Annotated in this window: 20 protein-coding genes; 13 read left to right on the top strand and 7 right to left on the bottom strand. The window is 61.1% G+C overall.

The window, feature by feature from the left end; all coding sequences use genetic code 11:
* Nucleotides 1-5 precede the first annotated feature (5 nt).
* Both ACQ4V8_RS09025 and ACQ4V8_RS09020 read right to left on the bottom strand, forming a co-directional pair.
* Complete coding sequence (locus ACQ4V8_RS09025) at nt 6-2,270, bottom strand: TonB-dependent receptor (RefSeq protein ID WP_436571266.1); 2,265 nt, start codon at nt 2,268-2,270, stop codon at nt 6-8.
* 134 nt (nt 2,271-2,404) lie between these two features.
* Complete coding sequence (locus ACQ4V8_RS09020; protein ID WP_436571265.1) at nt 2,405-3,541, bottom strand: TetR family transcriptional regulator; 1,137 nt, start codon at nt 3,539-3,541, stop codon at nt 2,405-2,407.
* 429 nt (nt 3,542-3,970) lie between these two features.
* Between ACQ4V8_RS09020 and ACQ4V8_RS09015 the strand changes: the two genes are divergently transcribed.
* Nucleotides 3,971-4,576, top strand: coding sequence for an IMPACT family protein (locus ACQ4V8_RS09015; RefSeq protein ID WP_436571264.1), 606 nt, complete (start codon nt 3,971-3,973; stop codon nt 4,574-4,576).
* A 3-nt stretch (nt 4,577-4,579) separates the two neighbouring features.
* Here the strand turns inward: ACQ4V8_RS09015 and ACQ4V8_RS09010 are convergent, their stop codons facing one another.
* Together ACQ4V8_RS09010 and ACQ4V8_RS09005 are read right to left on the bottom strand one after the other, a co-directional pair.
* Nucleotides 4,580-4,969, bottom strand: coding sequence for a hypothetical protein (locus ACQ4V8_RS09010; RefSeq protein ID WP_436571263.1), 390 nt, complete (start codon nt 4,967-4,969; stop codon nt 4,580-4,582).
* Nucleotides 4,970-4,977: 8 nt separating this feature from the next.
* Nucleotides 4,978-5,379, bottom strand: coding sequence for a nuclear transport factor 2 family protein (locus tag ACQ4V8_RS09005; protein WP_010396113.1), 402 nt, complete (start codon nt 5,377-5,379; stop codon nt 4,978-4,980).
* A 284-nt stretch (nt 5,380-5,663) separates the two neighbouring features.
* On the opposite strand from ACQ4V8_RS09005, the gene ACQ4V8_RS09000 reads away from it, so the two are divergent.
* The 3 genes from ACQ4V8_RS09000 to ACQ4V8_RS08990 all read left to right on the top strand — a co-directional run bounded on the left by ACQ4V8_RS09000 (nt 5,664) and on the right by ACQ4V8_RS08990 (nt 10,726).
* Complete coding sequence (locus tag ACQ4V8_RS09000; RefSeq protein ID WP_436571262.1) at nt 5,664-7,064, top strand: L-cystine transporter; 1,401 nt, start codon at nt 5,664-5,666, stop codon at nt 7,062-7,064.
* 206 nt (nt 7,065-7,270) lie between these two features.
* Nucleotides 7,271-9,784 carry a TonB-dependent receptor plug domain-containing protein gene (locus tag ACQ4V8_RS08995; RefSeq protein WP_436571261.1) on the top strand — a complete coding sequence of 838 codons (2,514 nt, stop codon included), beginning with the start codon at nt 7,271-7,273 and terminating at the stop codon, nt 9,782-9,784.
* An 18-nt stretch (nt 9,785-9,802) separates the two neighbouring features.
* The gene (locus ACQ4V8_RS08990) at nt 9,803-10,726 is read left to right on the top strand and encodes an SAM hydrolase/SAM-dependent halogenase family protein (RefSeq protein ID WP_436571260.1); all 924 of its coding nucleotides are present in this window, start codon (nt 9,803-9,805) and stop codon (nt 10,724-10,726) included.
* A 253-nt stretch (nt 10,727-10,979) separates the two neighbouring features.
* On the opposite strand, the gene ACQ4V8_RS08985 is transcribed toward ACQ4V8_RS08990, so the two are convergent.
* From ACQ4V8_RS08985 to ACQ4V8_RS08975, 3 genes are all read right to left on the bottom strand, one after another.
* Nucleotides 10,980-14,201: an efflux RND transporter permease subunit gene (locus tag ACQ4V8_RS08985; protein WP_436571259.1), complete on the bottom strand. Its 3,222-nt coding sequence runs from the start codon at nt 14,199-14,201 to the stop codon at nt 10,980-10,982.
* Between the two features lie 3 nt (nt 14,202-14,204).
* Nucleotides 14,205-15,380 carry an efflux RND transporter periplasmic adaptor subunit gene (locus ACQ4V8_RS08980; RefSeq protein ID WP_010396110.1) on the bottom strand — a complete coding sequence of 392 codons (1,176 nt, stop codon included), beginning with the start codon at nt 15,378-15,380 and terminating at the stop codon, nt 14,205-14,207.
* A 240-nt stretch (nt 15,381-15,620) separates the two neighbouring features.
* Entirely contained in the window at nt 15,621-16,046 is a 426-nt protein-coding gene (locus tag ACQ4V8_RS08975) for a divergent PAP2 family protein (protein ID WP_010396109.1), read from the bottom strand.
* A 247-nt stretch (nt 16,047-16,293) separates the two neighbouring features.
* Between ACQ4V8_RS08975 and ACQ4V8_RS08970 the strand changes: the two genes are divergently transcribed.
* From ACQ4V8_RS08970 to ACQ4V8_RS08930, 9 genes are all read left to right on the top strand, one after another.
* Nucleotides 16,294-17,373, top strand: a complete 1,080-nt coding sequence (locus ACQ4V8_RS08970) for a DUF475 domain-containing protein (protein ID WP_070345550.1) — start codon at nt 16,294-16,296, stop codon at nt 17,371-17,373.
* 100 nt (nt 17,374-17,473) lie between these two features.
* The gene (locus ACQ4V8_RS08965; RefSeq protein ID WP_010396107.1) at nt 17,474-18,049 is read left to right on the top strand and encodes a TerD family protein; all 576 of its coding nucleotides are present in this window, start codon (nt 17,474-17,476) and stop codon (nt 18,047-18,049) included.
* A 134-nt stretch (nt 18,050-18,183) separates the two neighbouring features.
* Nucleotides 18,184-18,900 (top strand): TIGR00266 family protein, encoded by a 717-nt coding sequence (locus tag ACQ4V8_RS08960; RefSeq protein WP_010396104.1) that lies wholly within the window; start codon nt 18,184-18,186, stop codon nt 18,898-18,900.
* A gap of 256 nt (nt 18,901-19,156) precedes the next feature.
* A complete protein-coding gene (locus ACQ4V8_RS08955) occupies nt 19,157-20,194 on the top strand; it encodes an ATP-grasp domain-containing protein (protein ID WP_029496242.1) in 1,038 nt (345 codons plus the stop codon).
* A complete protein-coding gene (locus tag ACQ4V8_RS08950) occupies nt 20,191-21,348 on the top strand; it encodes a phosphoribosyltransferase domain-containing protein (protein WP_010396102.1) in 1,158 nt (385 codons plus the stop codon). Before ACQ4V8_RS08955 ends, ACQ4V8_RS08950 begins: the two co-directional genes overlap by 4 nt.
* Complete coding sequence (locus tag ACQ4V8_RS08945) at nt 21,326-22,078, top strand: HAD family hydrolase (protein ID WP_010396100.1); 753 nt, start codon at nt 21,326-21,328, stop codon at nt 22,076-22,078. Before ACQ4V8_RS08950 ends, ACQ4V8_RS08945 begins: the two co-directional genes overlap by 23 nt.
* On the top strand, nt 22,075-23,181 hold the full coding sequence (locus ACQ4V8_RS08940) for a cysteine protease StiP family protein (protein ID WP_436571258.1): 1,107 nt from the start codon (nt 22,075-22,077) through the stop codon (nt 23,179-23,181). Before ACQ4V8_RS08945 ends, ACQ4V8_RS08940 begins: the two co-directional genes overlap by 4 nt.
* Nucleotides 23,174-24,160 (top strand): HpcH/HpaI aldolase/citrate lyase family protein, encoded by a 987-nt coding sequence (locus tag ACQ4V8_RS08935; RefSeq protein ID WP_010396096.1) that lies wholly within the window; start codon nt 23,174-23,176, stop codon nt 24,158-24,160. Before ACQ4V8_RS08940 ends, ACQ4V8_RS08935 begins: the two co-directional genes overlap by 8 nt.
* A complete protein-coding gene (locus tag ACQ4V8_RS08930) occupies nt 24,157-25,395 on the top strand; it encodes a TerD family protein (protein ID WP_436571257.1) in 1,239 nt (412 codons plus the stop codon). The genes ACQ4V8_RS08935 and ACQ4V8_RS08930 overlap by 4 nt, the downstream gene beginning before the upstream one ends.
* Nucleotides 25,396-25,614: the final 219 nt, after the last annotated feature.

Here is a 25,614-nt window from a genome sequence, read left to right as displayed (position 1 = left end):
CTTTCTTAAAAATTGTATTTTGCAAACATGCCGACGCTACGATAGGCGTTCGGTGTGGTGTATTGCAGCAAACCCAATGGACCATATTGCTGGTAGCCAGTGGAGTAGTAGCGATTGAACAGATTACGCGCGTAAATCCCATACTCGAAGGCGCTGTCGTTCGGCGACAGCGTGACGCGGGCATTGACCAGTGCGTAACCGGGCACCTGCGAATAGGCCGGTTGTCCGACCACGGTCCACAGCTTGCTACGGAAAGAGACGTCCATATGCGCCTTGATGACCATGTTCGCTCCTGCAGCCGTCTGGTAATCGAGGCCCATGGTGCCGGCCCAGCGCGGCGCATTGCTCAAGCGGCTGCCCGTGTAATTAGTCTTGCTGTCGTAGACGTAATTGGTGTACTTGGCATCGGTGTAGGTCAGTGAACTATTCAAGGTCAGCGCCGGCGCCGCGCGCCAGGTAAGCCCGACTTCCGCGCCCATGCTGCGCAAGCCGCCTGCGTTGCCAATGACGGCCTGTAAGGTCTGGCTGCCGGGAATCGTCGTCAAGATGGTGGTCTGGAAATCCTTGAATTTCCCCATGAACACGTCAGCATTGAGGCGCAAGGTACGGCCCAGCAATTCCGATTTGACGCCCAGCTCAACACTCTTGACCGTCTCTTCCCGATAGGGATCGTACTTGTTGCCGACGAAAGCGATGCCACCGGGCTTGTAGCCGGTGGTGTAGTTCGCGTACACCATCACATCCTTCGATAACTTGTACTGTGGTGAAATACGGTAAGAGAAATTGTGGCCATTGACCGTGCCTTCCGGATACAGCGGTGGGGCACTGGTGGCGACAAAGGTATTGTTGATGCCGGTGATAGGCTCGCTCGGTACGTCGATATAGCTGAGCGACTGACCATTGCGGTCGCGCGTGTAGCGCCCGCCGATGGCAACGCTGGCCTGCGGCGTAAAATTGAACTTCAACTGGCCGAACGCCGCGGTCGTCACATTTTCCGCATCGAATAGCGAAGTATTACCGCTTTTGCCGATAGCGCCGGTCAAGGCATACAACTGCCTGAGCGGCACACCGTTGGGAGAAACTAACGGCGCGCCCTGCGTGCCCCATTGCAACTGCGTCTGCTTGGCATTGAGTTTGTTGTAAAACAGGCCGCCCACATATTCCATGAACTGATCGGAGCCCGACGCCAGCCGGATTTCCTGGCTGTACTTGGAGGTTTCCAACTCGCCTTTATTGAAAGGAATGAAGGCGTAGATATTGTGCGGCACAAGGTTGGCCGGGGTATCGTTGTCAAAAGTTGAGCCGCGATACGCCGTGATGGCCGTCAAGGTGGCATCGCCCACTTTATAACGCACGCGCAGCGAGCTTCCCCATTCTTCGGTCGTAGTCTGGCCAAATGCGGAGTCGGCGTTGTCGGCATTGCGTGGTCCGGGTACCACGCCAGCGTCCAGTTGCGCCTTGACCAGTTTGGCTGGTGCGCCAGAAACAGCAGTACGAATGTTGCTGTCCCAGTGCTGCTGATAGTCATTAGACACGATGACTTCGAGGTCGCGGCTGGGATTGAACAGCAGCCGGGCACGGTAACCATGCTCCTTGACCTCGCCCAGCTTGCGCCCCAGTGTCGTGTAACGGCCATAGCCATCCTGGCCCTGCTCGAAGGCCGAGATGCGCAAGGCGCTACTGTCTCCCAGTGGCGCGTTCACGGTTGCGTTGTACTGGCGGTCGCTGCGCTGGCCATAGCTGGCGCCAGCCCGGACGGACCACTGTTTGAGTTCAGGTTTCTCTGTCGTCACCGACATCACTCCAGAGGTGGCATTCTTGCCAAACAGGGTGCCCTGCGGCCCCATCAGCACATCGACGCGCTCAATGTCGATCAAGCCGATCAAGCCATTTGCGCGCTGCGCATCCATGACGACATCATCGACCACCACGCTCACGGACTTGGCATTGGAAAAGTCAAACGACTGGCTGCCAACGCCGCGTATCTGGAACGCGGCGCCCTTGGTCGGATCGTACTGCAGACCGGGCACCAGATATTGCAAGTCGGTGATGGATTGATAGCCGGAGTCCTCCAGCGCTTTGCCGCTGACCGCGGTGACGGCGATTGGCACGGTTTGCAAGTTTTCGCTGCGGCGCTGGGCGGTAACGATGACGGGCGCCAACTGCACTGATGGCGCTGTGTCGATAGTGTCGACGGGCGCCGCAAATGCAGCGTTGCAGGCAGCGGCGCAGACAAGCATTGCGCCGTGAAAAGAGAAGGGGGTAGACATGCGTTCCTGAATGAGAAGTGTGTGAAAGACACGACTCTACCAGTCAAATGTTACCTGCAAATTACAGATGTACGAATAAACAAAGCCTAAAAACAACACTATTGAATCAAACAATGACGACTGGTCGAAATCATCTAAGCCCGAAAATACGCCAAAAGACTTTCGTACGCAGCAGCAAGACGGCTCTGTTGCGCCTCTGGCAAGGTGTTGGCCAAACCAATCAAGCCGATGGCGGCGATCTGGGCGCCCAGCATATCCACGTCCGGTATGGGGGGAGAAATACGGCGCAGGATTTTCAGCAGATTGACGCCCCGGCTGCGGCGCATGTCGGCCGCGCTGGGAACGAGCTGGGGCATGCGAGCAGCGGCGACGGCAAGCGCAAACGTCGCGCGACCAACATCAAGTCCTGGCTTGTCGGCAGCGCAAGCTTGCCCGGAAGATCGCGGCGCCGCGTCCGCTTGTGCGTCGGCATCGACTGCGCGCAGCAGATGGGAAATGATGTATTCGAGTCCGGCAACCACCAGATCTTGCTGGGTACTGTAGCGGTAGCTCAAGGTCGTGTGCGGTACGCCTGCTTCTGCTGCGATCGCTCGATGAGTGAGCGCGCTGACGCCTCGCTCGGTGAGCGTCAGCGCGCAGGCGCGTGCTGCACGCCCAGGCCAGTCCGTGGCAAAATCGACGCCATGGATAACGCTGACTTCATCAGCACGGTACGCCAAAGCATCAAACAGGGTTTGAAACAGCAAGGCATCGCCGTCGCTCCCCGACGCTGATAGCACGCCGGAAAACAGGCGACGCAGGCACTGGCGGCGCAACATGCGATAGGCAGGAAGGTGATTGAGGCTGATGCTATAAGCCAATTCGTCGATGGCGTAGCCGCCCAACCATCCACTGCCGGTCAGTGTCGCCGGCATGCCGGCCTGCATCCCTAGCTGCGCCCAGAACCGCATATGCTCGTCCAGCCATGGGGCCGATGCCAGATGCAGCGCTGCATCGCATCTGCTGGCTTGGAGGACCTCCATGAATAGCAGTGAAAAATCACGTGCGTGCGTGGCAAGTTCTTCCAGTATGGTATCGCTGAGATCGGCTGCGGTGGATGCGCTCAGGCGCCCCAGAGGCAGCAAGAATTGGCGCCAGTTTGCCAATAACTGTAACTGCTCAGTGTGGGCAGCGTTGCAGATAGCGGCGATGACGTCGGCGCGCGTGCCGTAATGATTGCTCAACACAGTGACGGAGACCTGCAGGTGTTGTGCGAGCGGGCGCAGCGTCAATCCAGCCCAACCATCGCTGGCAACGATACGACAGGCAGCGAGCAGTAAATCGCGCGCCTCCGGCGCCTTGCCTCGCCGACTGGCTAGCGCCGCTGTCAAAGCGCGCTCCGCTGAGCCAGCTGGATCGACATGGAATGGGAAAATGCGGTTTCGCTGTTCATCTTCAGGCCGGTAAAGTAAGTGCCCGGCATCCTACCACGCGCACCATGCCCGGCCCAGGCCTCGGGCGAGGTTCTTGGTATTGCACTGCATGGCCGAACGCCACCTCCCGGACGCCTTGCCCACGCTGCGCGCACTGCGACTATTCGACATCCTGCAAGCACCCAACGCAGCTGCGCTGGAGACCATCTGCACCACTTGAACCGGCACTGACTCGTCCCAGACGTGCATTTCCTCTATCATGCTGCTTTGCCCGCCACTCCACCCGCCATGCCGTATACCATTGCCACCCCTGTCCACAGCGAACTGATCATCAAGAAAAGCCGCTTCATCGGCTGCGTGCAGCCGATGACGGACCGCGCCAGCGCGCAGCAGGTGGTGCATGACTTGAAGGCGCAGCATCCGGGTGCCTGCCACGTGTGCTGGGCGCTGCTGGCGGGCGGGCAGTCGGCAGCTGTCGATGATGGCGAGCCGAGCGGCACGGCCGGGCGGCCCATGCTCGACGTGCTGCGCCACCAGGACCTGGAAGGCGTGCTGGCAACCGTCGTGCGCTACTTTGGCGGGATCAAGCTGGGCACGGGCGGCCTGGTGCGCGCTTATACGGATAGCGTGGCGCAAGCGTTGCTGCAGGCAGAAAAGACGGCCATCGTGCGCCAGCGCAGCCTGCGCTGCACGCTGCCGTATGCGATGGAAGGCATGTTGCGCCGCGAGCTCGATGGCGCCGGCGCCACCTTGCTGAGCGTGACGCATGGCCAGGCCGTGCTGTTCGATTTCAGCCTGCCTGAAACGGCCGCCACCGCCCTGCTGGCGCATCTGCATGAGGCAGCTCATGGACGCATCGCCTGGCTGAAGGACGCGGCGGAAGAGGAGCAATAAAACTTACAGGTCGCGCGGACGCTTGATCTGCAGCACAATGAAATGCGTCCACGCCAACGCCGGCAACACCATCAACAGCAGCATCAGTCCGGCCGGCATGTCTGGCACGAAGCGCACGAAGCAGGCAAAAAAACTGGCGATGGCGAGCCAGAAGCGCGCATTGAACGCATACGCCTTGCGCGCCACTGTGGCCAGGACGATGCGCCAGAATTCCAGCAAGGCCCACAGGCCGCCCGTCAGTAGCATTGCTGTCAGGGCATGGTCGCCGGGAGTGTCGGCATAGGTGCGCACCAGCTGGTACAGCAGCACCGGATAGCCGGCAGTGATGGCCAGGGTAGCGGGACCGGCGGCGATGACAGCTTCAAACAACTGCCCTTTGGAACGATGATCCACGCCCCCCCCTATGCCACGACGCCGGAATGGGCGGCGATCACTTGCAGCACACCGGCCGCGTCCTGCGCCCAGACGCGCGTAAAGCGGAAGTCGCCACGCGTTTCCACGTCGTGATAACTACCGGTCAGTTGCATGCGCATGGAAACCACGGCCACGTGGCCGTTGATGCGCACATGGCACTCGGAGGCGCGCAGATCGGTGATGGTCAGCAAGCGCTGCTCATGCGCTGCCAGGTCTGCCTGCTTGCTCAGCAAGTGGCCCAGGTGGTTCGTAAACAGCAATTGATCGGCCAACAATATATTCAGTGCGGCGACGTCGGAGGCCAGCATGGCCAGGCGCAAGCGCTCTTCCGCATCGAGCACTTGCGCTTGCGTTAAAGCATGTATTGGCACTTCCGTTATAGCATTCATCTTTTTCCTTAAAAAATACTGCGCCAGATTGGCAAACTAAGCAACATGCTGGCATGGATTGTTCCTTTTCACAATCCGCCGCACGGGTTATACCTGTGCTTATGCCTGTGCTTATGTCTGCGCAGCATATTCATATAGCGTAATATTCGCAGCAGCATTGTGCAAAACACCAGCATAGTACTGTACAGTGTTTGCCCTTTCTCCCCGGGCTGGGTCAGCAATGACTTGCAATATCGTTTTCATGCTCTCCGCAGTGTCGAATAAAACCAAGATAAGGCCCCTTCATGGCAATTAACATCATTTTGAACCTGCTCGTAGCGTTGATCGTCTTCGCCTTCATGTTCCACCAGCAACGCAAACACGCGACGTTTACCGTACGTGTCTTCACGGGCCTGGGTCTGGGCGTGTTGCTGGGTGCGACGGCGCAAGCGCTGTATGGCGCCGGCTCGCCCATCATCGCGGGCACCAATGAATACATCGACATCGTCGGCAGCGGCTATGTAAAACTGCTGCAAATGATCATCATGCCGTTGATCATGGTCTCCATCATTTCCGCCATTTTAAAACTCAAGGACGCCAGTTCATTGGGCAAGATCAGCGCGCTGACCATCGGCACCCTCTTGGTCACCACTACGATCGCCGCCGCGCTGGGCATTTTAATGGCCAAGCTGTTCGGCCTGACGGCTGTCGGCCTGACCTCGAGCGCGGCCGAAGTGGCGCGCGGCGTGCAGTTGCAAGGCTCGCTGGAAACGGCGAAGGCTCTGTCCTTGCCGAAACTGCTGGTCAGCTTCGTGCCGACCAATCCCTTCCTCGACATGACGGGCGCGCGCAAGACGTCGACCATCGCCGTAGTGGTGTTCTCGATCTTCATCGGCATCTCGGCCACGGGCATCGCGACAAAAAAGCCGGAAATCTTCGCTTCCTTCGACAACTTCATGAAAGTGGCGCACGCCATCGTCATGCGCATGGTCACCCTGGTGCTGCGCCTGACGCCGTACGGCGTATTCGCGCTGATGTTTGCAGTGGTAGCCTCGTCGAGCTACACCGACATCTTGAAATTGATCAACTTCGTCGTTGCCTCCTACAGCGCGCTGATCTTGATGTTCCTGGTGCACCTGGCCATCATCGCCGGCGTCGGCCTGAACCCGCTGCGCTTCGTGAAAAAAGTCTTCCCCGTGCTGGCTTTCGCGTTCACCTCGCGCACCAGCGCCGGTTCGATCCCGATGAGCGTGCAGACGCAAACCCAGCGCCTGGGCACACCGGAAGGCATCGCCAATTTTGCCGCCTCGTTCGGCTCGACCATCGGCCAAAATGGCTGCGCCGGCATCTACCCGGCCATGTTGGCCGTGATGATCGCCCCCACCGTCGGCGTCGATCCGTTCACCGTCAGCTTCCTGCTGCCCTTGCTGGCCATCATCACCATCGGTTCCGTCGGCGTGGCCGGCGTGGGCGGCGGCGCCACGTTTGCCGCGCTGATAGTGCTGTCAGCCATGGACTTGCCCGTCGCCCTGGCCGGCTTGCTGATCTCCGTCGAGCCGCTGATCGACATGGGCCGCACGGCCCTGAACGTGAGCGGCTCGATCACGGCCGGCACCGTCACCAGCCGCGTCATGGGGCAAACCGACCTGGCCGTCTACAACAGCGACGACGCGCCCGACCTGGACGAAGCCGAACACGCCGCCTGAAATCACGGCTGCGGCCAAATCCTGTCCTGACGACGGCCAGGATTTGGCGCCATCGACATCACGCCGTCCTTGCCGCGCCAGCTTGCGGCATATTCACAACAGCATAAGCATATCGAGAAAGAATCGTTAGCGTAGGCCCGGCGCCTCCCTTAAGCTCATGGTAACTGTTTCCATACCGACACTACTTAAGCCCAAAGGACACCGCCGTGCATCCGCGCCACTTCTATCCCGAATCTGCCACTCCCGCCACGCCGCTGCGCGCCATCGTACTGGCCTGCGCCATGCTGGGCGCACCGTCCGCCTGGGCGCAGGACACGCCAGCGAGCACTGGTGCGGGCACTAGCGCTGTAACGGCCACCGCCAGCATCGACCAGGTCACTGTCGTCGGCTCGCGCGCGCGCAACCGCACGGTGTTCGACAGCAGCGTGCCCATCGACCGCTTCGGCGTGCGCGAAATAAGCAATGCGCTATCGACGGGCGACGTCGGCGCGGCCCTGCAAAACCTCTCGCCCTCGATCAACTTCCCGCGCATCGAATCGAGTGGCGCGTCGGACTCCGTACGCGGCATCCAGTTGCGGGGACTGGCGCCCGACCAGGTGTTGGTGCTGATCAACGGCAAGCGCCGCCACACGAGCGCCGTGCTCGACACGGAAAGCAGCTTTGCCGGCACCGTGCCGGTCGACATCAACGCCATTCCACCGAATGCTATCGACCACATCGAAATCCTGCGCGACGGCGCCGGTGCCCAGTACGGTAGCGACGCCGTCGCGGGCGTGATCAACATCGTGCTGAAAAAGGCGCGCACGGGCGGCGCCGCCTCCGTCAGCTATGGCGCCAACCACACGCATTTCGAGCCCACCGACCAAACCCTGACGGATGGCCAGAGCGTTATCGTCAACGCAGACTATGGCGTGCCGCTGGGCGAGGCAGGCTACTTCCGCTTCGGTGCGGAAACGCGGCGCCGCTCTCCCACGGAACGGGCCGGTCCCAGCGACGCGGGCTGGACTTCCTACAACTCCACGCCAGCCGACCAAGCGCTCGATGGCAAGGTAGTGTTCAAGTCGGGTGACTCGCGCCAGCGCAACAACTACTTGTTCTACAACACCCAGCTCAGCCTGGACAATGGCCTCGACCTATACTCATTTGCCACCTTGAACGAGCGCAGGTCGGACGGCAGCGCCTACTTCCGCTATCCGGGCGACCCATCGAACGTGCCGGCCCTGTATCCGAACGGCTACCGCCCCGTCACCAACGGCGACAAGCGCGACCTCAGCATCGTGGCCGGCGTGCGTGGCAGCTGGGGCGAGTGGAACTGGGATGCCAGCGCGCGCCATGGCAGCGACCGCTTTGACTATGCTGTCAGCGACTCCGTCAACGCCTCGCTGGGCGCGGCCAGCCCCACGCGTTTCAAGCTGGCCGGCTTCGACTTCCGCCAGAACGCCTTGAACCTCGATGCCACGCGCTCCATCGACGTCGGCTTGCGCGCCCCGTTGAGCCTGGCAGTGGGCGCAGAATGGATGCGCGAAACCTATCAAAGCACGGCCGGTGACGCCGCGTCGTATGCGGCCGGCAATGTCACCGCTGCCCCGCCAGGCGCCCAGGCGGGGCCGGGCTTGCGCCCGTCCGACGCCTACGACGGCAGCCGACAAGTACGCTCCGTGTATGCAGACGTGGAAAACGATCTCACGCCGCGCCTGCTGGTGGGCGCCGCCGCGCGCTATTCCGACTACAGCGACTTCGGCAGCGCCAGCACGGGCAAGCTGTCGACGCGCTATAAAGTGACGCAACATTTTCTTCTGCGCGGTTCGCTGTCGAACAGCTTTCGCGCACCGGCTCTCGTGCAGACGGGTTTCCGCTTTGCTACGTTAAATTTCAACGCCGATGGCACGGCCCTGCAAACATCGGCCCTGCTACCGGCCAGCGACCCACTGGCGCGCAGCTTCGGCGCGCAGCAGCTGAAAGCGGAAAAATCGACCAACCTGTCCCTGGGCCTGGCCTGGAAACCGGCGGCCGCCACCAGCGTGACGGTGGACGCCTACGTGATCCGCATCCGCGACCGCATCACGCGCTCAAGCGACTTGCAAAGCGAGGCCGTCACCGCCTACCTGGCCAGGAATGGCCACAGCGACATCCAGTCCGTGGCCTACCTGGCCAACCTGCTCGACACGCGCACAAAAGGCCTGGACGTGGTGCTCAATCACGACCTGGCCTTCACTGCAGGCAAGCTGAACCTGAACGCGGCGCTGAACTTGAACAAAACCAGTCTCGACAAGGTACGCCAGAGTTCCGCTGCGCTGAGTAACATCGATCCCGGCTTGGCCTTGCTGACGCAGACGAGTTTGTTCCGCATCCAACATGCCTCCCCCACCAGCAAATTGATCCTGGGTGCCGACTGGCAGGCAGCCGGCTGGGGCGTGCAGGCGCGCGCCACACGCTTTGGCGAACTGAAAGATTTTTCGTACGACAGCGATGCGCCCTTGATCGATGGCATCCCCGCGCAGCGCTTCGGCGCCGTCTGGTCGCTGGACCTGGAAGGCCAATTGAAACTGAGCCAGCAGCTGACCCTGAGCGTAGGTGGCAACAATATCCTCGATCGCTATCCGCAGCGCGTGCGTCAGACGAATAACGCCACCTATGGCGGCGCCCTGCCCTACAATTTCATCAACCCCATCGGCGTCAATGGCGCGTATTTCTACGCCAAGCTCAGCTACACGTTCTAACACACATAAGGATAAATCATGCGCATCAAACGCCTCTCCCACCTCGTCGCCGGCGCCTGCCTGAGCGCCGTTCTGCTGTCCAGCGCCCAGGCTGCAGCACCGCTGGTGCTGATGACGGACTTCGGCACGGCCGACGGCGCCGTGTCCGCCATGCATGGCGTAGCCTATGGCGTCGATCCGCAACTCACCATCTCGGATCTGACGCACCAGATTCCCGATTACGATATCTGGCTGGGCGCCTACCGCCTGTACCAGACAGCCAATTACTGGCCGCAAGGCACGGTGTTTGTTTCCGTCATCGACCCGGGCGTGGGCACCAACCGCAAGTCGGTGGTATTGAAAACCAAGGGTGGCCGCTACTTCGTGGGGCCGGACAATGGTTTGTTCACCCTGATCGCCGAGCGCGACGGCGTGGCCGAATTGCGCGAAATCGATGAAAAGCTCAACCGCCTGGCCGGATCAAGTGAGTCCTACACCTTCCATGGCCGCGACGTGTACGCCTACGTCGGTGCACGCCTGGCCTCGGGCGCCATCAGCTATGAGCAAGTGGGTCCGCAATTGCCGAGCACATCCGTGGTCAAGATCGCGTATCAAAAGCCTGTGCGCGAGGGCAATACCATTCGCGGCATCGTGCCCGTGCTCGACGTCAAGTATGGCAATGTGTGGACAAATATCCCAAAATCCCTGCTCGATGAATTGCAGGTAAAACTGCACGATCCGCTGCAAGTGCGCATTTTGCACAAGGGTAAGCAAGTGGCCAAGGTCACGGCGCCGTTCGAGCACACCTTTGGCGGCGTCGCCAAGGGCAAGCCCCTGGTCTACCTGAACAGCCTGCTCGACGTGGCCGTGGCCATCAGCCAGGGTGACTTTGCCGCCAAATACCACGTCGCCTCAGGCGTAGATTGGGAAGTGGAAGTGAGCAAGGTGTCGTCGTCGAAATAAACCTCGCTGCGGCCGGGACATCCTGTCCTGGCCCGTCTGGCACTATCCGCAACAGGTTTGTACCACGTCAAAGCCAACACTTATCCGCATCGCAACAACGCTACACCCTTGTAACGACGGTGCGCCTGCGCACCATGTTGCAAGCGCTACCTGCCTCGCTCCAGATGCGCCATCTGGCGAGGCAAAAAAAGAGCCTTCCGATGGAAGGCTCTTGCAACACCCAGGCGCAGCGCAAGCTGGCCCTGGCCCGGTCTTACTTTTGCAGGCTGACCGACGCCACTTTCGGCGTGCGGCGTCGCATCAGGAACCGCACAACCTTTTTCAGCATGCGGTAGACGAAGCGCAGCAACAGCAAGGTCAGCAAGCACTCGAGCAAGGTCAGCAGCATGGCCACGGCCACGGGCATGCGCGCGGCGCGGCGGTGGAACTTGGCGACTGCACTGTCGCGGGCGATTTCGATGCTGTCATAGAAGGTCGGTACGACCAGCAAGGTCAAAATCGTCGAAGTGATGGTACCGCCGATAATGGCGATCGCCAATGGACGGTAGAACTCGCCCCCCTCTCCCAGGCCCAGCGCCACTGGGAACATGCCGGCGATCAGCGCAAACGTCGTCATCAGAATCGGGCGCAGACGCATGCGCCCCGCATACATCAGCGCCTCCTCGCGGCCATGGCCCTCTTCCTCACGCTTGCGCGCCGCATCGAGCAGCAAGATGGCGTTCTTGGCGACCAGCCCCATCAGCATGATGATGCCGATAAAGCTCATCAGGTTGAGAGTATTGTTGGTGATCACCAGCGCCACCACCACGCCGATCAAACTGAGCGGCAAGGACATCATCACCGCCACCGGCGCCGTGAAGGAACCAAACTGCATCACCAGGATCAAATACATCAGGCCGATACCCATCACCAGCGCGATCAGCATTTCCGTGAACAGCTCTTGCTGGTCCTGGCCAGCGCCACCGAGCGCCAGGCCGTAGCCGGGCGGGAAGTCGATCGAGTTGGCCAGCTTCATGGCGTCGCTCGTCACTTCGCCGTTCGAGCGGCCCTGCGCGTTGGCCGACACCGTGATCGTGCGCTTGCCATTCTTGTGCTCGATACCGGACGGGCCCTTGCCCATGGTAATGGTGGCGATCTGGTCGAGCGGCACCATTTGCGAGGTGCCCGTCACACTGATCGGCAGGCGCTCGATGTTTTCCGATGCCACGCGGTCATCGGGATGCAGGCGCACGGCCACGTCGCGCGTTTCGCCCGTCGGATCGACCCAGTCGCCCACTTCCACGCCGGCAAACGCCACGCGCAACGATTGCGCCGCATCATTGACGGAAATGCCCATCGAGTTGGCCAGGCCACGGTTGAGCTCAATTTGCAGCTCGTTCTTCGGATCTTGCTCGGACAGGCCGACGTCGACGGCGCCGGGAATCAGGCGCAGCTTGTCCATGTAGGCATTCGTGATGGCCATCAGCTTGCGCGAGTCGGGCCCCGTAAATTCCACCTGTATGGGTTTTTGCGAACCGTTGCTCAAGTCGTCCTGCACCACGTATTCGGCGCCCACCAGGCGCGCCATCTTTTCGCGCAGTTCGACCGCGATTTCCTTGGCCGAGCGCTTGCGGGTGTTGCGCTTGCCGATGTCCACATAGACTCGTCCACCGCCCGCATTGATGGAGCTGTTGGTGTCCTTGGTTTCCGGCAAGGTACGCGCCAGCACAGCCGCCGCTTCCAGTTTCAGGCGCGCATACTCGATGCTGCTCGACGACGGCGTGCGCACATTGATCATCAGATTGCCCGAATCGGAAGCTGGCAAGAAACTCGTACCGCCATGCGTTACATGCAGGGCGATGGCGCCCACCAGGCTGCCTAAGGCGATCACGGCCATCCAGCGGCGGTGATGCAGGGCCCACGCAATCACGCGGCCGTAACGGTCGGCCTGGTGGTCGAACCAGTGGTTGAATTTCTCCAGCACGCGGCCGATACCCTTTTTCGGCGCCGCGTCTTCCTCGAGCGGGTCGCCCCAGTAGGCCGACAGCATCGGGTCGAGCGTAAACGAGATACCCAAGCTGACCAGCACCGAGCATGTCACCGTCAAGGCAAACGGACGGAACCATTCGCCGGAAATGCCGGGCATGAAGGCCACGGGAATGAAGACGGCGATGATGGAGAAGGTCGTGGCGGCTACGGCCATGCCGATTTCAGCCGTGCCTTCCAGCGCGGCCGTGCGGCGGTCCTTGCCCATCTGCATGTGGCGCACGATGTTTTCGCGCACCACGATGGCATCGTCGATCAGCACGCCGATGGCCAGCGACAGGCCCAGCAAGGTCATGAAGTTCAGGGTGAAGCCGCACAACCACACGGCAATGAAGGCGGCAATCACGGACGTGGGCAGGCTCAGCGCCGTGATCAGGGTCGAACGCCAGGAATTGAGGAAGGCGTAGACGACGAAAATTGTCAGCACGGCGCCCAGCACCAGCGATTCGATCACATTGTTCAAGCTGCGCTGGGCGTTTTCGCCGCCGTCGCGCGTCACTTGCAGCAGCGTACCTTTCGGCAAGGTCTTGTTGATCTCCGCTACCATGTCACGGATCTTGTTGGCCACGCTGACGGTGGAAGCGTCGCGCACGCGGGTCATTGAAATGCCCACGTTGGGCTTGCCGCTACGCATGCTCAGGCTGTTGACTTCGGCAAAGCCATCCCTGATGGTGGCCACTTGCGCCAGGCGCACGATTTCTTCGCCGCGACGCTTGATCACCACTTTCTCGAAGTCGCTGGGCGACTCGATGCGGCCCACCAGGCGGATGCTTTTCTCGTCCAGCGTGCCGCGCACCTTGCCTACCGGCGCATTCGTGTTCTGGTTGCGCAATGCGGTGACCACGTCGCTGACGGACACATTGTATTCACGCAATTTTTCCGCCCGCAGCAGCACGGATAGTTCGCGCTTGAGCGAACCGCCCACGTTGACCAGCGCTACGCCATCGACGGTGCGAAAGCGGTCCGACAGCACGTCTTCAGCCAGGCGCGAAATTTCCGCATGGCTTTGCGTACTCGACGACAGCGCCAGCTGCATGATCGGCTCGGCAGCCGGGTCGATGCGCTGCAAGATAGGCTCGCGCATTTCCGTCGGCAACTTGTAGCGCACGGCGGCAATCGCATTGCGGATATTATCGGACGCCTCGATCAAGTTGGTCTTGAAGGAAAACTTCAGGAAGATGGTAGCGGAACCTTCATTGGAGTCGCTATTGACCTCGGTGACGCCGGAAATGCTTTGCAACGACTTTTCCAGACGGTTCACCACTTCGCGCTCGACCGTATCGGGCGATGCGCCAGGGTAAGGAATGCTGACGACGATGAAAGGTACTTCGACATCGGGATTCTGGTTGACGCGCAGTTTCTTGAGCGCCAGCAAACCGACGCACATCATGGCCAGGATCAGGACGATGGTGGCGGTGGGCCGCTTGATACTGAAATCGGAAAGGAACATGGCTTAGTTTCCTTTACCGGCAACGGCGGTGCTGCTGCTGGCCATGGCGGCGGCTGGCATGGCCTTGTCGGCTGTCAATTCCACTTTCTGCCCATCTTTGAAAGTCGAGCCCGGCGTGCGCAGCACGGTGTCGCCACTGGCCAGGCCGCTTTGCACTTCCCACTGGCCCGTGCGCACGTCGCGCGCACCGATGCGCAGTGTGACTTTATGCAAGGCCTTGTCCTTGACTTTCCACGTATAGGTCAGGTCGCCCGCCTTCACCAGAGCCGAGTCGGGTATCATCAAGGCGCTGACGGTTTCCGTCTCGATGCGTCCTTCCGCATACAGGCCGGCCACGCGCGGCTGTTGCTTGTCATTAAAATCGACCAGCACGGCCACTTGGCGCGTGACAGCGTTGGCGGCAGGATCGACGCGGCGCACCTTGCCCGAGAAGTCCTGGCCTGGATAACCATTGATACGGAACAGCACGGGCTGGCCCACCTTGACGACGCCGATCTTGTCGGCCGACACCAAGCCTTCGAGGCGCATACTGGTCGGATCGATGACCTTGATCAATTCCTTGCCGATTTGCGCCGTATCGCCATTCGATACTTTGCGCTCGCTCACGATGCCGTCGAACGGCGCACGCACGAGGGTGCGCTGCAACTGCTGGCGGGCTTGGGCGGCGCGGCTCTTCGCAGCAGACAGGTCGCTTTGCGCATTGTTGCGCCGAATTTCCGCATCTTCCTGCGCCTGCGTCGAGGTCATGCCCGAGGCGCGCAAGGTTTTCATGCGCTGGAACATGCGTTCTGACTGTTCCAGCACCTGGCTGGCGGCACGGCTGGCTTCCTCGGCCGAATTGAGACTGTCGCGGATGGACGTTTCGTCCAGGCGCACCAGCACGTCGCCCCGCTTGACGACCTCGCCGTTTTCTTTCATGACCTGGATCACCACGGCCGACACCTCGGCGCGCAAGTCCGCGTTGCGCTCGGGCTGCACGGAGCCGGTAATGACGGGCCCCGACGCCAGCGCATTGCTGTGTATGGTCAGCAGGTCTTCCGGCGAGACGAGCAAATTGACGGCGGCACCCGCTTGCTCCTTGGTCCCCTTGCCAGCGCCTTTGCCAGGATCTTTGGACTCTTTGCCGCAGGCGGCCAGGGTAGAAGCGATGGCCAGAACAAACAGGGTTTTGCGCAACATGGATAATTCTCCGGATAGATAGCAGCGCTACCGTCGCGCCGGCCCGGATAGGGCCGGCAAGCGTTAGCAAGCATTTATTTTTATTAAAACCACAAGTGCCAAAGTATCCATGAGCGTATCCGGGCATGTCAATCGGCGCTTTCCTGGAATGCTTTAATCCATGGACGAAACGTAGTTTTTACGCCCTGAAACGCAAAACCCCGCCTTTGGCGGGGTTTTGCGTTTCAGGGAACAGGACGCCTAGCGGGCAAAAACAGCGTTGATCAGGAAAGCGATCGCCACGCCCGTGCACAGGCCTCCGGCGATTTCCACCAAGGTATGGCCCATGCGCTCGCGCAAGGTCTTGTGCGCGGCGCTCACCGCTTCCCCGGCCAGGCGATTGATGGCCGCCGCCTGTTTGCCCACGTGCTGGCGCAGGCTGTTGGCGTCGATGATGACGATGAACGCCAGCGTGACGGCCACGCCGAAGGCCGGATGGCCTATGCCTTCGCGCAAGGCGATCAGTGTTGCCATGCTGGAAACGACCGCGCTATGGTTGCTGGGAAAGCCGCCATTACCGACCAGGCCGAACGCCCATTGCCGCGTGCGGACACTGTTGATCAGGAATTTGATCGGTCCGACCAGGATCCAGGTGATCAGGGGCGTGACGAGGTAAGCGATATCCACGGAGTATTCCTTCTTATATGTCTGTAAAGTGTGCGGGCAGCTGCGGCCGCCAACGGCGACGCGCCGCAATTATCGCAGATCATCGACGCCAGCAGAACTGTCTGTCATCGGACTATAAAACGCCGCTCCCGGCGGCAACTACTATAAACTCATGGCATATACGACAATTAACGCATATCCACACTGGGTGCGGCGCCTACAGCGGCGCGAATAGTCAAACGTCTTTCACATTTGCAACGGGGTCCTCATGCAGCATTTCAGAATTTCTTTTTTAGTCACTTTTATCCTGATGGCGGTGTCGGGCTGGTGGGGTTACAGCCATGGCGGCATGTCCGGCCTGCTCCAGGCACTATGGATCACGGGCGTGCTGGGCATCATGGAAGTGTCGCTGTCGTTTGACAATGCTGTGGTGAATGCCTCGGTCTTGCGCCACTGGAATGCATTCTGGCAAAAACTCTTCTTGACCGTAGGTATCCTCGTGGCCGTCTTCGGCATGCGGCTGCTGTTTCCGCTGGTCATCGTTTCCGTCGCCACGGGCCTGGGCCTGCTTGACGTATGGACCATGGCGACCACCACGCCGGACGTGTATGCCAAGCACCTGACGGACAACCATGCGCAAGTGGCGGCGTTCGGCGGCGCCTTTTTGCTGCTGGTATTTCTGAACTTCCTGTTCGATGATGAGAAAGAATTGCACTGGCTGGGTTGGGCCGAGGAAAAAGTCAACGCGCTGGGCACCGAAAGCCTGGCAGTCCTGATCACCATGGGCGCCGTGGCCGCCTGCGTGGCGATGGGTCCCGCGGAAGAAAAATACAGCGTGCTCGCTTCGGGCATCGTCGGCATCGCCGTGTATATCGGCGTGAACTGGATCAGCGGCTTGCTGGAAGAAGGCGAAGCGCACGCGCAGGGCGGCGACGAAGGCGCGGGGCCGGCAAAAAGTGGCAATGGCGACCTGGTCAAAACGGTGGCGCGCGGCAGTATCGGCGGCTTCCTGTACCTGGAAGTGCTCGATGCCTCGTTCAGTTTCGACGGCGTGATCGGCGCCTTTGCCATCACCAACGATGTCGTCATCATCATGCTGGGCCTGGCCATCGGCGCCATGTTCGTGCGTTCGATGACGGTCTTCCTGGTGCACAAGGGCACGCTGGACGAATTCGTCTATCTGGAACACGGCGCCCATTACGCGATCGGCATCCTCGCCTTGATCATGCTGGCGTCCATCAAGTACCATATTCCGGAGTGGTTCACCGGCCTGTCGGGCGTGGCCTTCATCCTCGTTTCGCTGTGGTCGTCCTTGCGCTATCGCAAACGGCACGCAGCGCAAGCTTGAAATCGGCGCTTGCGTCCCCAGTTAAGAAAGTAATGGCACGAGCGCCTTGCGCTCATCCCATGAAGGCATGTTTGAGTTTAATTACTAAAAGGAGCACCACATGGCAATCAGTTTGCAAAAAGGCGGCAACGTCAACCTGAGCAAGGAAGCACCGAACCTGAAGAAGATCATCGTCGGCCTTGGCTGGGATCCCCGCTCGACCGATGGCGCTACCTTCGACCTTGACGGTAGTGCTTTCCTGCTGAAAACCGACGGCAAAGTGCGTGGCGACTCTGACTTTATCTTCTACAACAACCTGAAGTCGACCGACGGTTCCGTGCTCCACACGGGCGACAACACCACGGGCGAAGGCGAAGGCGACGATGAGCGCATCGAAATCGACCTGACGCGCGTGCCCGCTGACATCGACCGCATCAGCATCAGCGTGACCATCCATGACGCCGACGCGCGCCGCCAGAACTTCGGCATGGTCTCGAAAGCCTTCATCCGCTGCCTGAACGCGGAAGGCGAAAAAGAAATCGCCCGCTACGACCTGTCCGAAGACAGCTCGACGGAAACGGCGATGATCTTTGGCGAGATCTACCGCTACAACGGCGAATGGAAGTTCAAGGCTATCGGCCAGGGCTTCAACGGCGGCCTGGGCCCCCTCGCTCGCTCCTTCGGCGTGAATGCCTAATATACACACGCGCTAAACCTGCGGTGCCGCGCACTTCGGGCCTGATTGCTACGGTTTCGCGCGATGCATGGGGCTAATGTCATATCATTGCTGCCGCCTGAACAGTTCAGGCGGCTTTTTTTTGGAGATTTATCATGCCAGTATTTAGTGTCACCGGTGACGTCGATCCATTCCTGCACGTCAGCATGAAGCAGGGCGAAACCATCTATTGCGAATCCGATGCCATGGTGATGATGGAAACGGCGCTGGACTTGAAAGGCAAGATGACGGGAGGCTTGGGCAGCGCCATCATGCGCCGCTTCGCAAATGGCGAATCGTTCTTCCAGCAGCACATCGAAGCGGTGCGTGGCAGCGGCGACTGCCTGCTTTCGCCCACCCTGCCGGGCGCCATCGAAGTGGTCGACGTGGGCGCGCGGCAGTACCTGCTCAACGACGGCGCCTTTGTCGCCGCCACCTCGGGTACGGAAATGAAGGTACGTACGCAAAGCATCGGCAACGCGCTGTTCGCCCAGTCGGGCGGCTTCTTCGTCATGGAGACGGCAGGCACGGGGCAAGTGGTCGTATCGGGCTTCGGCTCCATGTTCCAGCTCGACGTCGAGCCGGGCAAGGATGTCGTGATCGACAATTCCCACGTAGTCTGCTGGGACAATAGCCTGAAATACGACATTTCCGTGACCACGGGCGGCGGCGCCAGCGGCGGCGGCATCGGCGGCTTCCTCGGCAATATGGTCAATAGCGTGACTAGCGGCGAAGGCATCGTGCTGCGTTTTTCCGGCTCGGGCAAGGTCTTCATCTGCTCGCGCAACCGCGACGCCTTCCTCAAGTGGACAGCCTCCGGCAAAGCCAGCTAAGAGCAACCGAGCAAACCTACTGCGCGTTGAGATAGGCGCCCTGCGATGCGCACCGGCTCGGCGCCCCCGTACTACATTACGGTTGCGCTCTTCGGCCACCTCTTCCGTGCGCTCGCTACGATTTTGTCATGCGTTGTTAGTTTGTTGTTCAACGTTGCAGTTCAAAAAATTGCTAAGGCCAAGTTAAGTCTGGCTATATAGAATTCCCGCGCGCGCACCTGCGCGCGGCTTCCCCATTTCCACCCGGTCCCCGTACATGCAAAGAGTCTGGTTCAACAAAACATTTTCCTCGGTCGGCACGGCCATGCGCCTGATCCGCGAGGCCGATATGGCCGCCACTAGCGGCCAGCCGCGCTATCACATCGTGTGCAGCAATACGAATGCGCATGCGGCGGCCTTTTTATCGGCCCACGAATATGCAGTCGAACCGTCGGGACTGACGGGCCTCAATTATGTCGAGTGGTGCCTGGAATTTTGCCGCGACCGCGCGATCACGATTTTCTGGCCCGGCAAGGAAGCAGGCCTGATCGGCAGCGCCAGCGCGCGCTTTGCCGCCCTCGGCACGCGCGTGCTTAGCGTGGCCAGTGAAGACACGCTCGCTTTGATGCACGACAAGGCGCGCTTCTGCGACGGCCTCGATCTGCCCATGGCACCCCCGGCCGACTACCGTGCCGTGACAAGTATCGAGGAATACGACGCCGCCTATGCCGAGCTGCAGCCGCTGCATCGCAAGCTGTGCATCAAGCCATCGGAATCGGTGTATGGCCTGGGCTTTGCCGTGCTCGATGAAGAGCGCACCAGCGCCCAGCTGCTGCTGGCCGGCGCCGCCTACCAGATCAATGCGCAGGAGCTGCGCAGCGGCCTGGCGCAGATGGGAACCTTCAAGACGCTACTGCTGATGGAATACCTCGATGGCCACGAATACAGCGCCGACTGCGTGGCCGACCAGGGCAAGCTCATTTGCGCCGTGCCGCGCAAGAAGCTGCACGTGGGCGGCAGCGGCCAGCTGATCGAGCTGCGCGCCGACTTGCTGGCCGCCTGCGAAAAACTGGCGCGCGACTACCGCCTCAATGGCGTCTTCAACATCCAGTTCCGAGAAGGCGCCAACGGCCTGGCGCTGCTGGAGATTAACCCGCGCATGTCGGGCGGCATCGGCATGGCGTGCGCGGCCGGACCGAACCTGCCCTACCTGGCGCTGGCCGGCTTCGACCAAGGCTACGACAAGCTCAGCGTGCCTGCCATCGGCGAGGGCATGCGCGTGGCCGAAGCCGCCTACGCCGTGGAGCTGCCATGAACATCGTCAAGAAGCAGATGCCGACGGGCGAACTGACCCTGAAGGTGGACGAGGCACGCTTTCCGCTGGACTGGCTGATCGGCTTTGCCGCGCGCGCCAACGCCAAGCGCGGCTTCCTGTTCCTGTCCAAGGTGCTGGGCAAGCACTGGCCCGTCACGCCGCGCGCCATGGAAGCCATCCACGACAACCTGGCCGCGCAGATTCCCCCCAGCCTGCCCGGCCCCGTGGTCTTCATCGCCATGGCGGAAACGGCCGTCGGCCTGGGACAGGGCGTGTTCGAAGCATGGCTGCGCGCCCATCCGAATGGCCAGGCCCTGTTCCTGCACAGCTCGCGCTACCGCGTGGGCACGGTGCCCTTCTTCGAATTCGAGGAGTCGCACAGCCACGCGCCGCGCCAGTTTTTGCACCTGTCCGACGCCGCCAGCGCCGTGTTTTCCTCGGCCCGCAGCCTGGTGCTGATCGACGATGAAGCATCGACCGGCAATACCTTCGCCAACCTGGTGCAAGTGTGCCGCGCGCGCTATCCTCAGCTGGAAAAGCTGCACCTGGGCGTGATTACCAATTTCATGGGTCAGGCCGCCAACGCCGGCCTGACCCAGCGTTTTGGTCTGCCCACCACCATAGGCGCGGCGCTGTCCGGCCATTACGCCTTCCAGGCCGGCGATGCGCCTGCGCCGATAGCGGCCAGCGCGCAGCGCTTCGAGGCCAACGCGGAACGGGGCGCCAGCCCTGCCTTTGGCCGCATTGGCGTGGGGCGCGCGCTGACGCCGCCGCAAGGCCTGGCGGTGCAACTGGCACAGGAAATCGGCGCTGGCGACTCGGTGCTGGTGCTGGGTACGGGCGAATTCATGCACCCGTCATTTCTGCTGGCGCGCGAACTCGAAGCGCTGGGCAAGAACGTCGTGGTGCAATCGACTACGCGCTCGCCCATCCTGTCGTGGGGCTCCGTTAGCCATATCCTGCGTTGCGACGATAACTACGGCGAAGGTATCGCCAATTACCTGTACAACGTGGCACCTGGCCAGTACCAGCACGTTTTCATCTGCCATGAAACGCCGGCCAGTCCGGCCCTCATGCAACTCGCCGGCCAGCTGAATGGCCGCCTGTTTCACTTTCAATCAGAGACCAAAATTGAAGAAATTCCTGTTTGTTGATCTGGACGACACACTGTTCCAGACGCCGAAAAAATGCCCGGGCCAGACCGACCTGCAGCCAGCGGCCTACCTGAAAAATGGCGATGCCTGCTCGTATACGACGGCGCGCCAGCGCGCCTTCTTTGAATTTGCGCAAAGCGGCATGACACTGATTCCCGCCACGGCGAGAAATGGCGACGCCTTCCGCCGGGTCGACCTGCCGTTTACCAGCTACAGCGTGCTCGATTACGGCGGCATCGTACTGCAGCCAGGCGGCGCGCTCGACGCGGGCTGGCTGGCACTGATGCAAAACGACATGCAGACGGCGCTGCCCGGTCTGCAAGACGCCATGCGCATCATCGACGATTTCCAGATCAAGGCGGGCATGCCTACGCGCGCGCGCCTGATCGAGGATTACAACACGCCGTTCTACATCGTCGTCAAGGACCATGAAGCGCGCGGCGAGCGCCTGGCCGACATCGAAGAGCAGGTGCTGCAACAGTGGATTGCCAAGGAAGGCAGCGACTACTTTATCCACCGCAACGGCAACAACCTGGCCGTGCTGCCGAAAACCCTGAACAAGGCGCGCGCCGTCGCCTACCTGCGCGCGGAACTGGAAGCCGAGCATGGCCCCATTCTCAGCTTCGGCATGGGCGACAGCCGCTCGGACGCCCGTTTCATGGCCGCCTGCGACTACGCCATCATCCCCAACGGCACCCAGTTGGCAGCACTCACCGTGGCGGCGCTATGACCGAAGGCGCGCAGCATTTCAGCGGCAGCTACCGCCAGGATGACGTTGAGTTCCTGCTCACGCCGATGGCGCTCGAACCCATCCTGGACCTGGCCGAAAAGGAACGTTTGATCCAGTCCGGACAGCGCCACTACAGCGAAATGCTGTCGCCGGAGTCGCTGCCCTCGCCCGCTTACCTGGCGCTATTCCAGAACGCGTTTGCGGCCAACCGCCTGCAGATGGCGCGCGACTGCCTGCGCCTGGCGGCCCTGATCGCGGCGCGCCGCACGGGCCCGATCACGCTAGTGTCGCTGGCGCGCGCCGGCACGCCCGTGGGCGTCATCCTCGGTCATTTGCTGCGCCAGGTGTTGCAGCGCGAATGCAGCCATTATTCCATTTCCATCATCCGCGACCGCGGCATCGATGCAAATGCGCTCAAACACATCCTGGCGCAGGGCCACGCCGATGCATCCATCGTCTTCGTCGATGGCTGGACAGGCAAGGGCGTGATTTCGCGCGAGCTGCGCCAGACGGTCAGTGATTTCAACGCCGCGCAGGGCACGGCCATCGACGGCGGCCTGTTCGTGCTGTCCGACCTGGCCGGCACAGCAGCCTGCGCCGCGTCCTGCGACGACTACCTGATCGCGTCGAGCATTTTGAACGCCACCGTCTCGGGCCTGGTGAGCCGCTCCGTGCTCAATGACGCCATCGGCCCCGACGACTTCCACGGCTGCGTCTACTACGCGCAGTTCGAACAACACGATCAGTCGCGCGATTTTGCCGACGGCCTGGTGGCCGATGCCGTGGCGATCGCCACCAGCAGCGGCATCCCGCTCGCTGAGGCGACCGATGCGCCAGCCATGGCGGCGCGCTCGCAAGCCTATATGGCGCAGGCGCAGCAGCAATACGGCATCAGCGACATCAATCTGATCAAGCCAGGCCTCGGCGAAGCGACGCGCGTACTGCTGCGCCGCGTCCCCGAACGCCTGATCGTACGCGACATGAATGCACCGGATGTGGCACATTTACTGCTGCTGGCGCACGAAAAAGCCATCCCCGTCAGCGTAGACCCGGCGCTGCCCTACCAGGCGGTCGCCCTTATCAGGAGCGCAGTCGATGGATAACAACTCGCTACACCCACAAAGCGAACACAAGGCAGCGCTGGGCGCCTCCATGTACGTGCCAACCACGCACAAGGACTTGCTGGCGATTGCCAATGGCGACAAATTGAGTCATTTGCGTTCGGTCATACTGTGCACCGAAGACGCCATCGCCGAGCGCGACCTCAGCTACGCACTGTTTAACCTCTCGCTGGCGCTGCAAAACATGGGTGCCGAATCGGACACGCTGCGCTTCGTGCGCGTGCGCAATCTCGATGTGCTGGCGCGCGTGCTGGGCATGCCCGGCGCCGAAAAATTGAGCGGCTTCGTGCTACCCAAGTCCACGCGCCACAACTTTGCCGCGTATTTCGAGCTGGTGCGCCACACGCATCACTTGCTGATGCCGACACTGGAAACGGTGGAAGTGTTCGACGACGAGGAAATGAAGCAGTTTCGCCTCATCCTGTCGGCACCGGAAGTGCGTCGGCGTATCCTGGCGCTGCGCATCGGCGGTAATGATCTGTTGGCCCTGCTGGGACTGCGCCGCCCTACCAGCGGCACCATTTATCAGACACCGCTGGGACAAGTCATCGGCCGCCTGATCACCATTTTCAAGCCGCACGGCTTCCAGCTGACGGCGCCCGTCTTCGAGCACCTGTCACAGGGCAACTGGCTCGATGCCGAAGTGGCGCAGGACATGGCGCACGGCATGATCGCCAAGACCGCCATCCACCCAGACCAGGTGCCGCAGATCGAGCGCCACTACCAGGTGGCGCAGTCAGACATCGAACTGGCGCTGCGCATCATCGACCCGGACAGCCCGGCCGTTTTTCGCATGCAGGAATCGATGTGCGAAGTGGCCACCCATTCAAGCTGGGCGCTGCGCATCATCGAACAGGCGCGCCTGTTCGGCATCCGCCATGCGGCCGAGGCGGCACCGGCGCACCAGGCCAACAATTCATTGACTCAACTCTCAAGCGACGAAGGGATTGCACCACCATGAACAATTTCACACGCGGACAAAAAGGCAAACTGGCAGACCTGGGCTTGAACGGTCCCTTTGCCGTCACTCTCGATATCGCTTCCGGCGCAATGGAAGTCGATGTCAGCTGCTTTGGCGTCGATGCAGCCGGCAAGCTGTCGGACGACCGTTATATGGTGTTCTACAACCAGAAAAGTACGCCGGACAACGCTGTCACGGTGGAGCTGAACGGCTCGCGCTCCACCTTCCAGGTGGACCTTGCCCGCCTGCCTGCCAGCATCGACAAGCTGGTGTTTACGGCGGCGACCGAGCAAGGCAGCATGCGCGCGCTGGGCAATTCCAGCATGACGCTGGGCCAGGCCGCCACCTTCGCCTTCACGGGCAATGACTTCCAGGAAGAAAAAGCGGTCATCATCGGCGAGTTGTATCGCCGCGACGGCAGTTGGCGCTTCGGCGCCGTGGGCCAGGGCTTTGCGGGTGGCCTGGCGGCGCTGCTGAAGCACTTTGGCGGCAGCGAAGCGGCAGCGTCTTCCCCTGCGTCCGCTCCCACTCCCGCGCCCACACCAGCGCCAGCGGCAAACAAAATTTCGCTGTCGAAAATCCGCCTAGAAAAGCGCGGCGACAAGATCTCGCTCGACAAGCGCGACAGCGGCGGTTATGGCCGCATCCGCGTCAACCTGAACTGGAACCAGAACGCTGCGCAAGGCCAGGCGCCTGCCTCCAAGCTCGACACGGGCTTCCTCGGCAAGCTATTTAACAAGCCGGCCGGCCGCGCGGGCGGCATCGACCTCGATATCGGCTGCCTGTTCGAAATGAGCAATGGCAGCAAGAGCGCCGTGCAGGCACTGGGCAACAGCTGGGGCGCTTACGACAGGGCGCCCTACATCCACCTGGAAGGCGACGATCGCACGGGCAGCGTCAGCAACGGTGAAAACATCTTCATCAACGGCACCCATTTCGAGCAAATCAAGCGCGTGCTCGTGTATGCCTTCATCTACGAAGGCGTACCTAACTGGGCCGCCACGGATGGCGTGGTGACGATCGACATTCCCGGCCAACCGAGCGTGGAGGTGCGCCTCGATACAGACAGCTCGCACGCCATGTGCGCTATCGCCATGCTGGAAAACCAGGGCGGCAACCTGCAGGTGACAAAATTGGTGGAATACTTCGGCGGCCAAGGTAAAATCACGGCGCACCAGGCCATGGACGAGCGCTACAGCTTTGGCCTGAACTGGAAAGCAGGCAGCAAAGACTGAGTGTACGTCGCCACTAGCGGAAGGCTGGGGTCAGACCCGAATGCCGTTAAGTTAGTGTTAGTGATGCTATTTTTAGCCCAAGAACAAGGACTGGGGTCGGACCCCAATCCACCCAAGTTAAGCAACAGGCTGCCATCAAGCAACCTTGTAGGCCATGTATTTATGGGGCTTGTAGGCGTTGGTTTGCCGTGACCTTGATTGTCCTGGGCGATGTTGAAA

Source organism: Janthinobacterium paucivorans, assembly GCF_051380805.1.
In the GTDB taxonomy this organism is placed as follows: domain Bacteria; phylum Pseudomonadota; class Gammaproteobacteria; order Burkholderiales; family Burkholderiaceae_D; genus Janthinobacterium; species Janthinobacterium lividum_D.
This window is presented reverse-complemented; position numbering and strand designations above follow the sequence as displayed.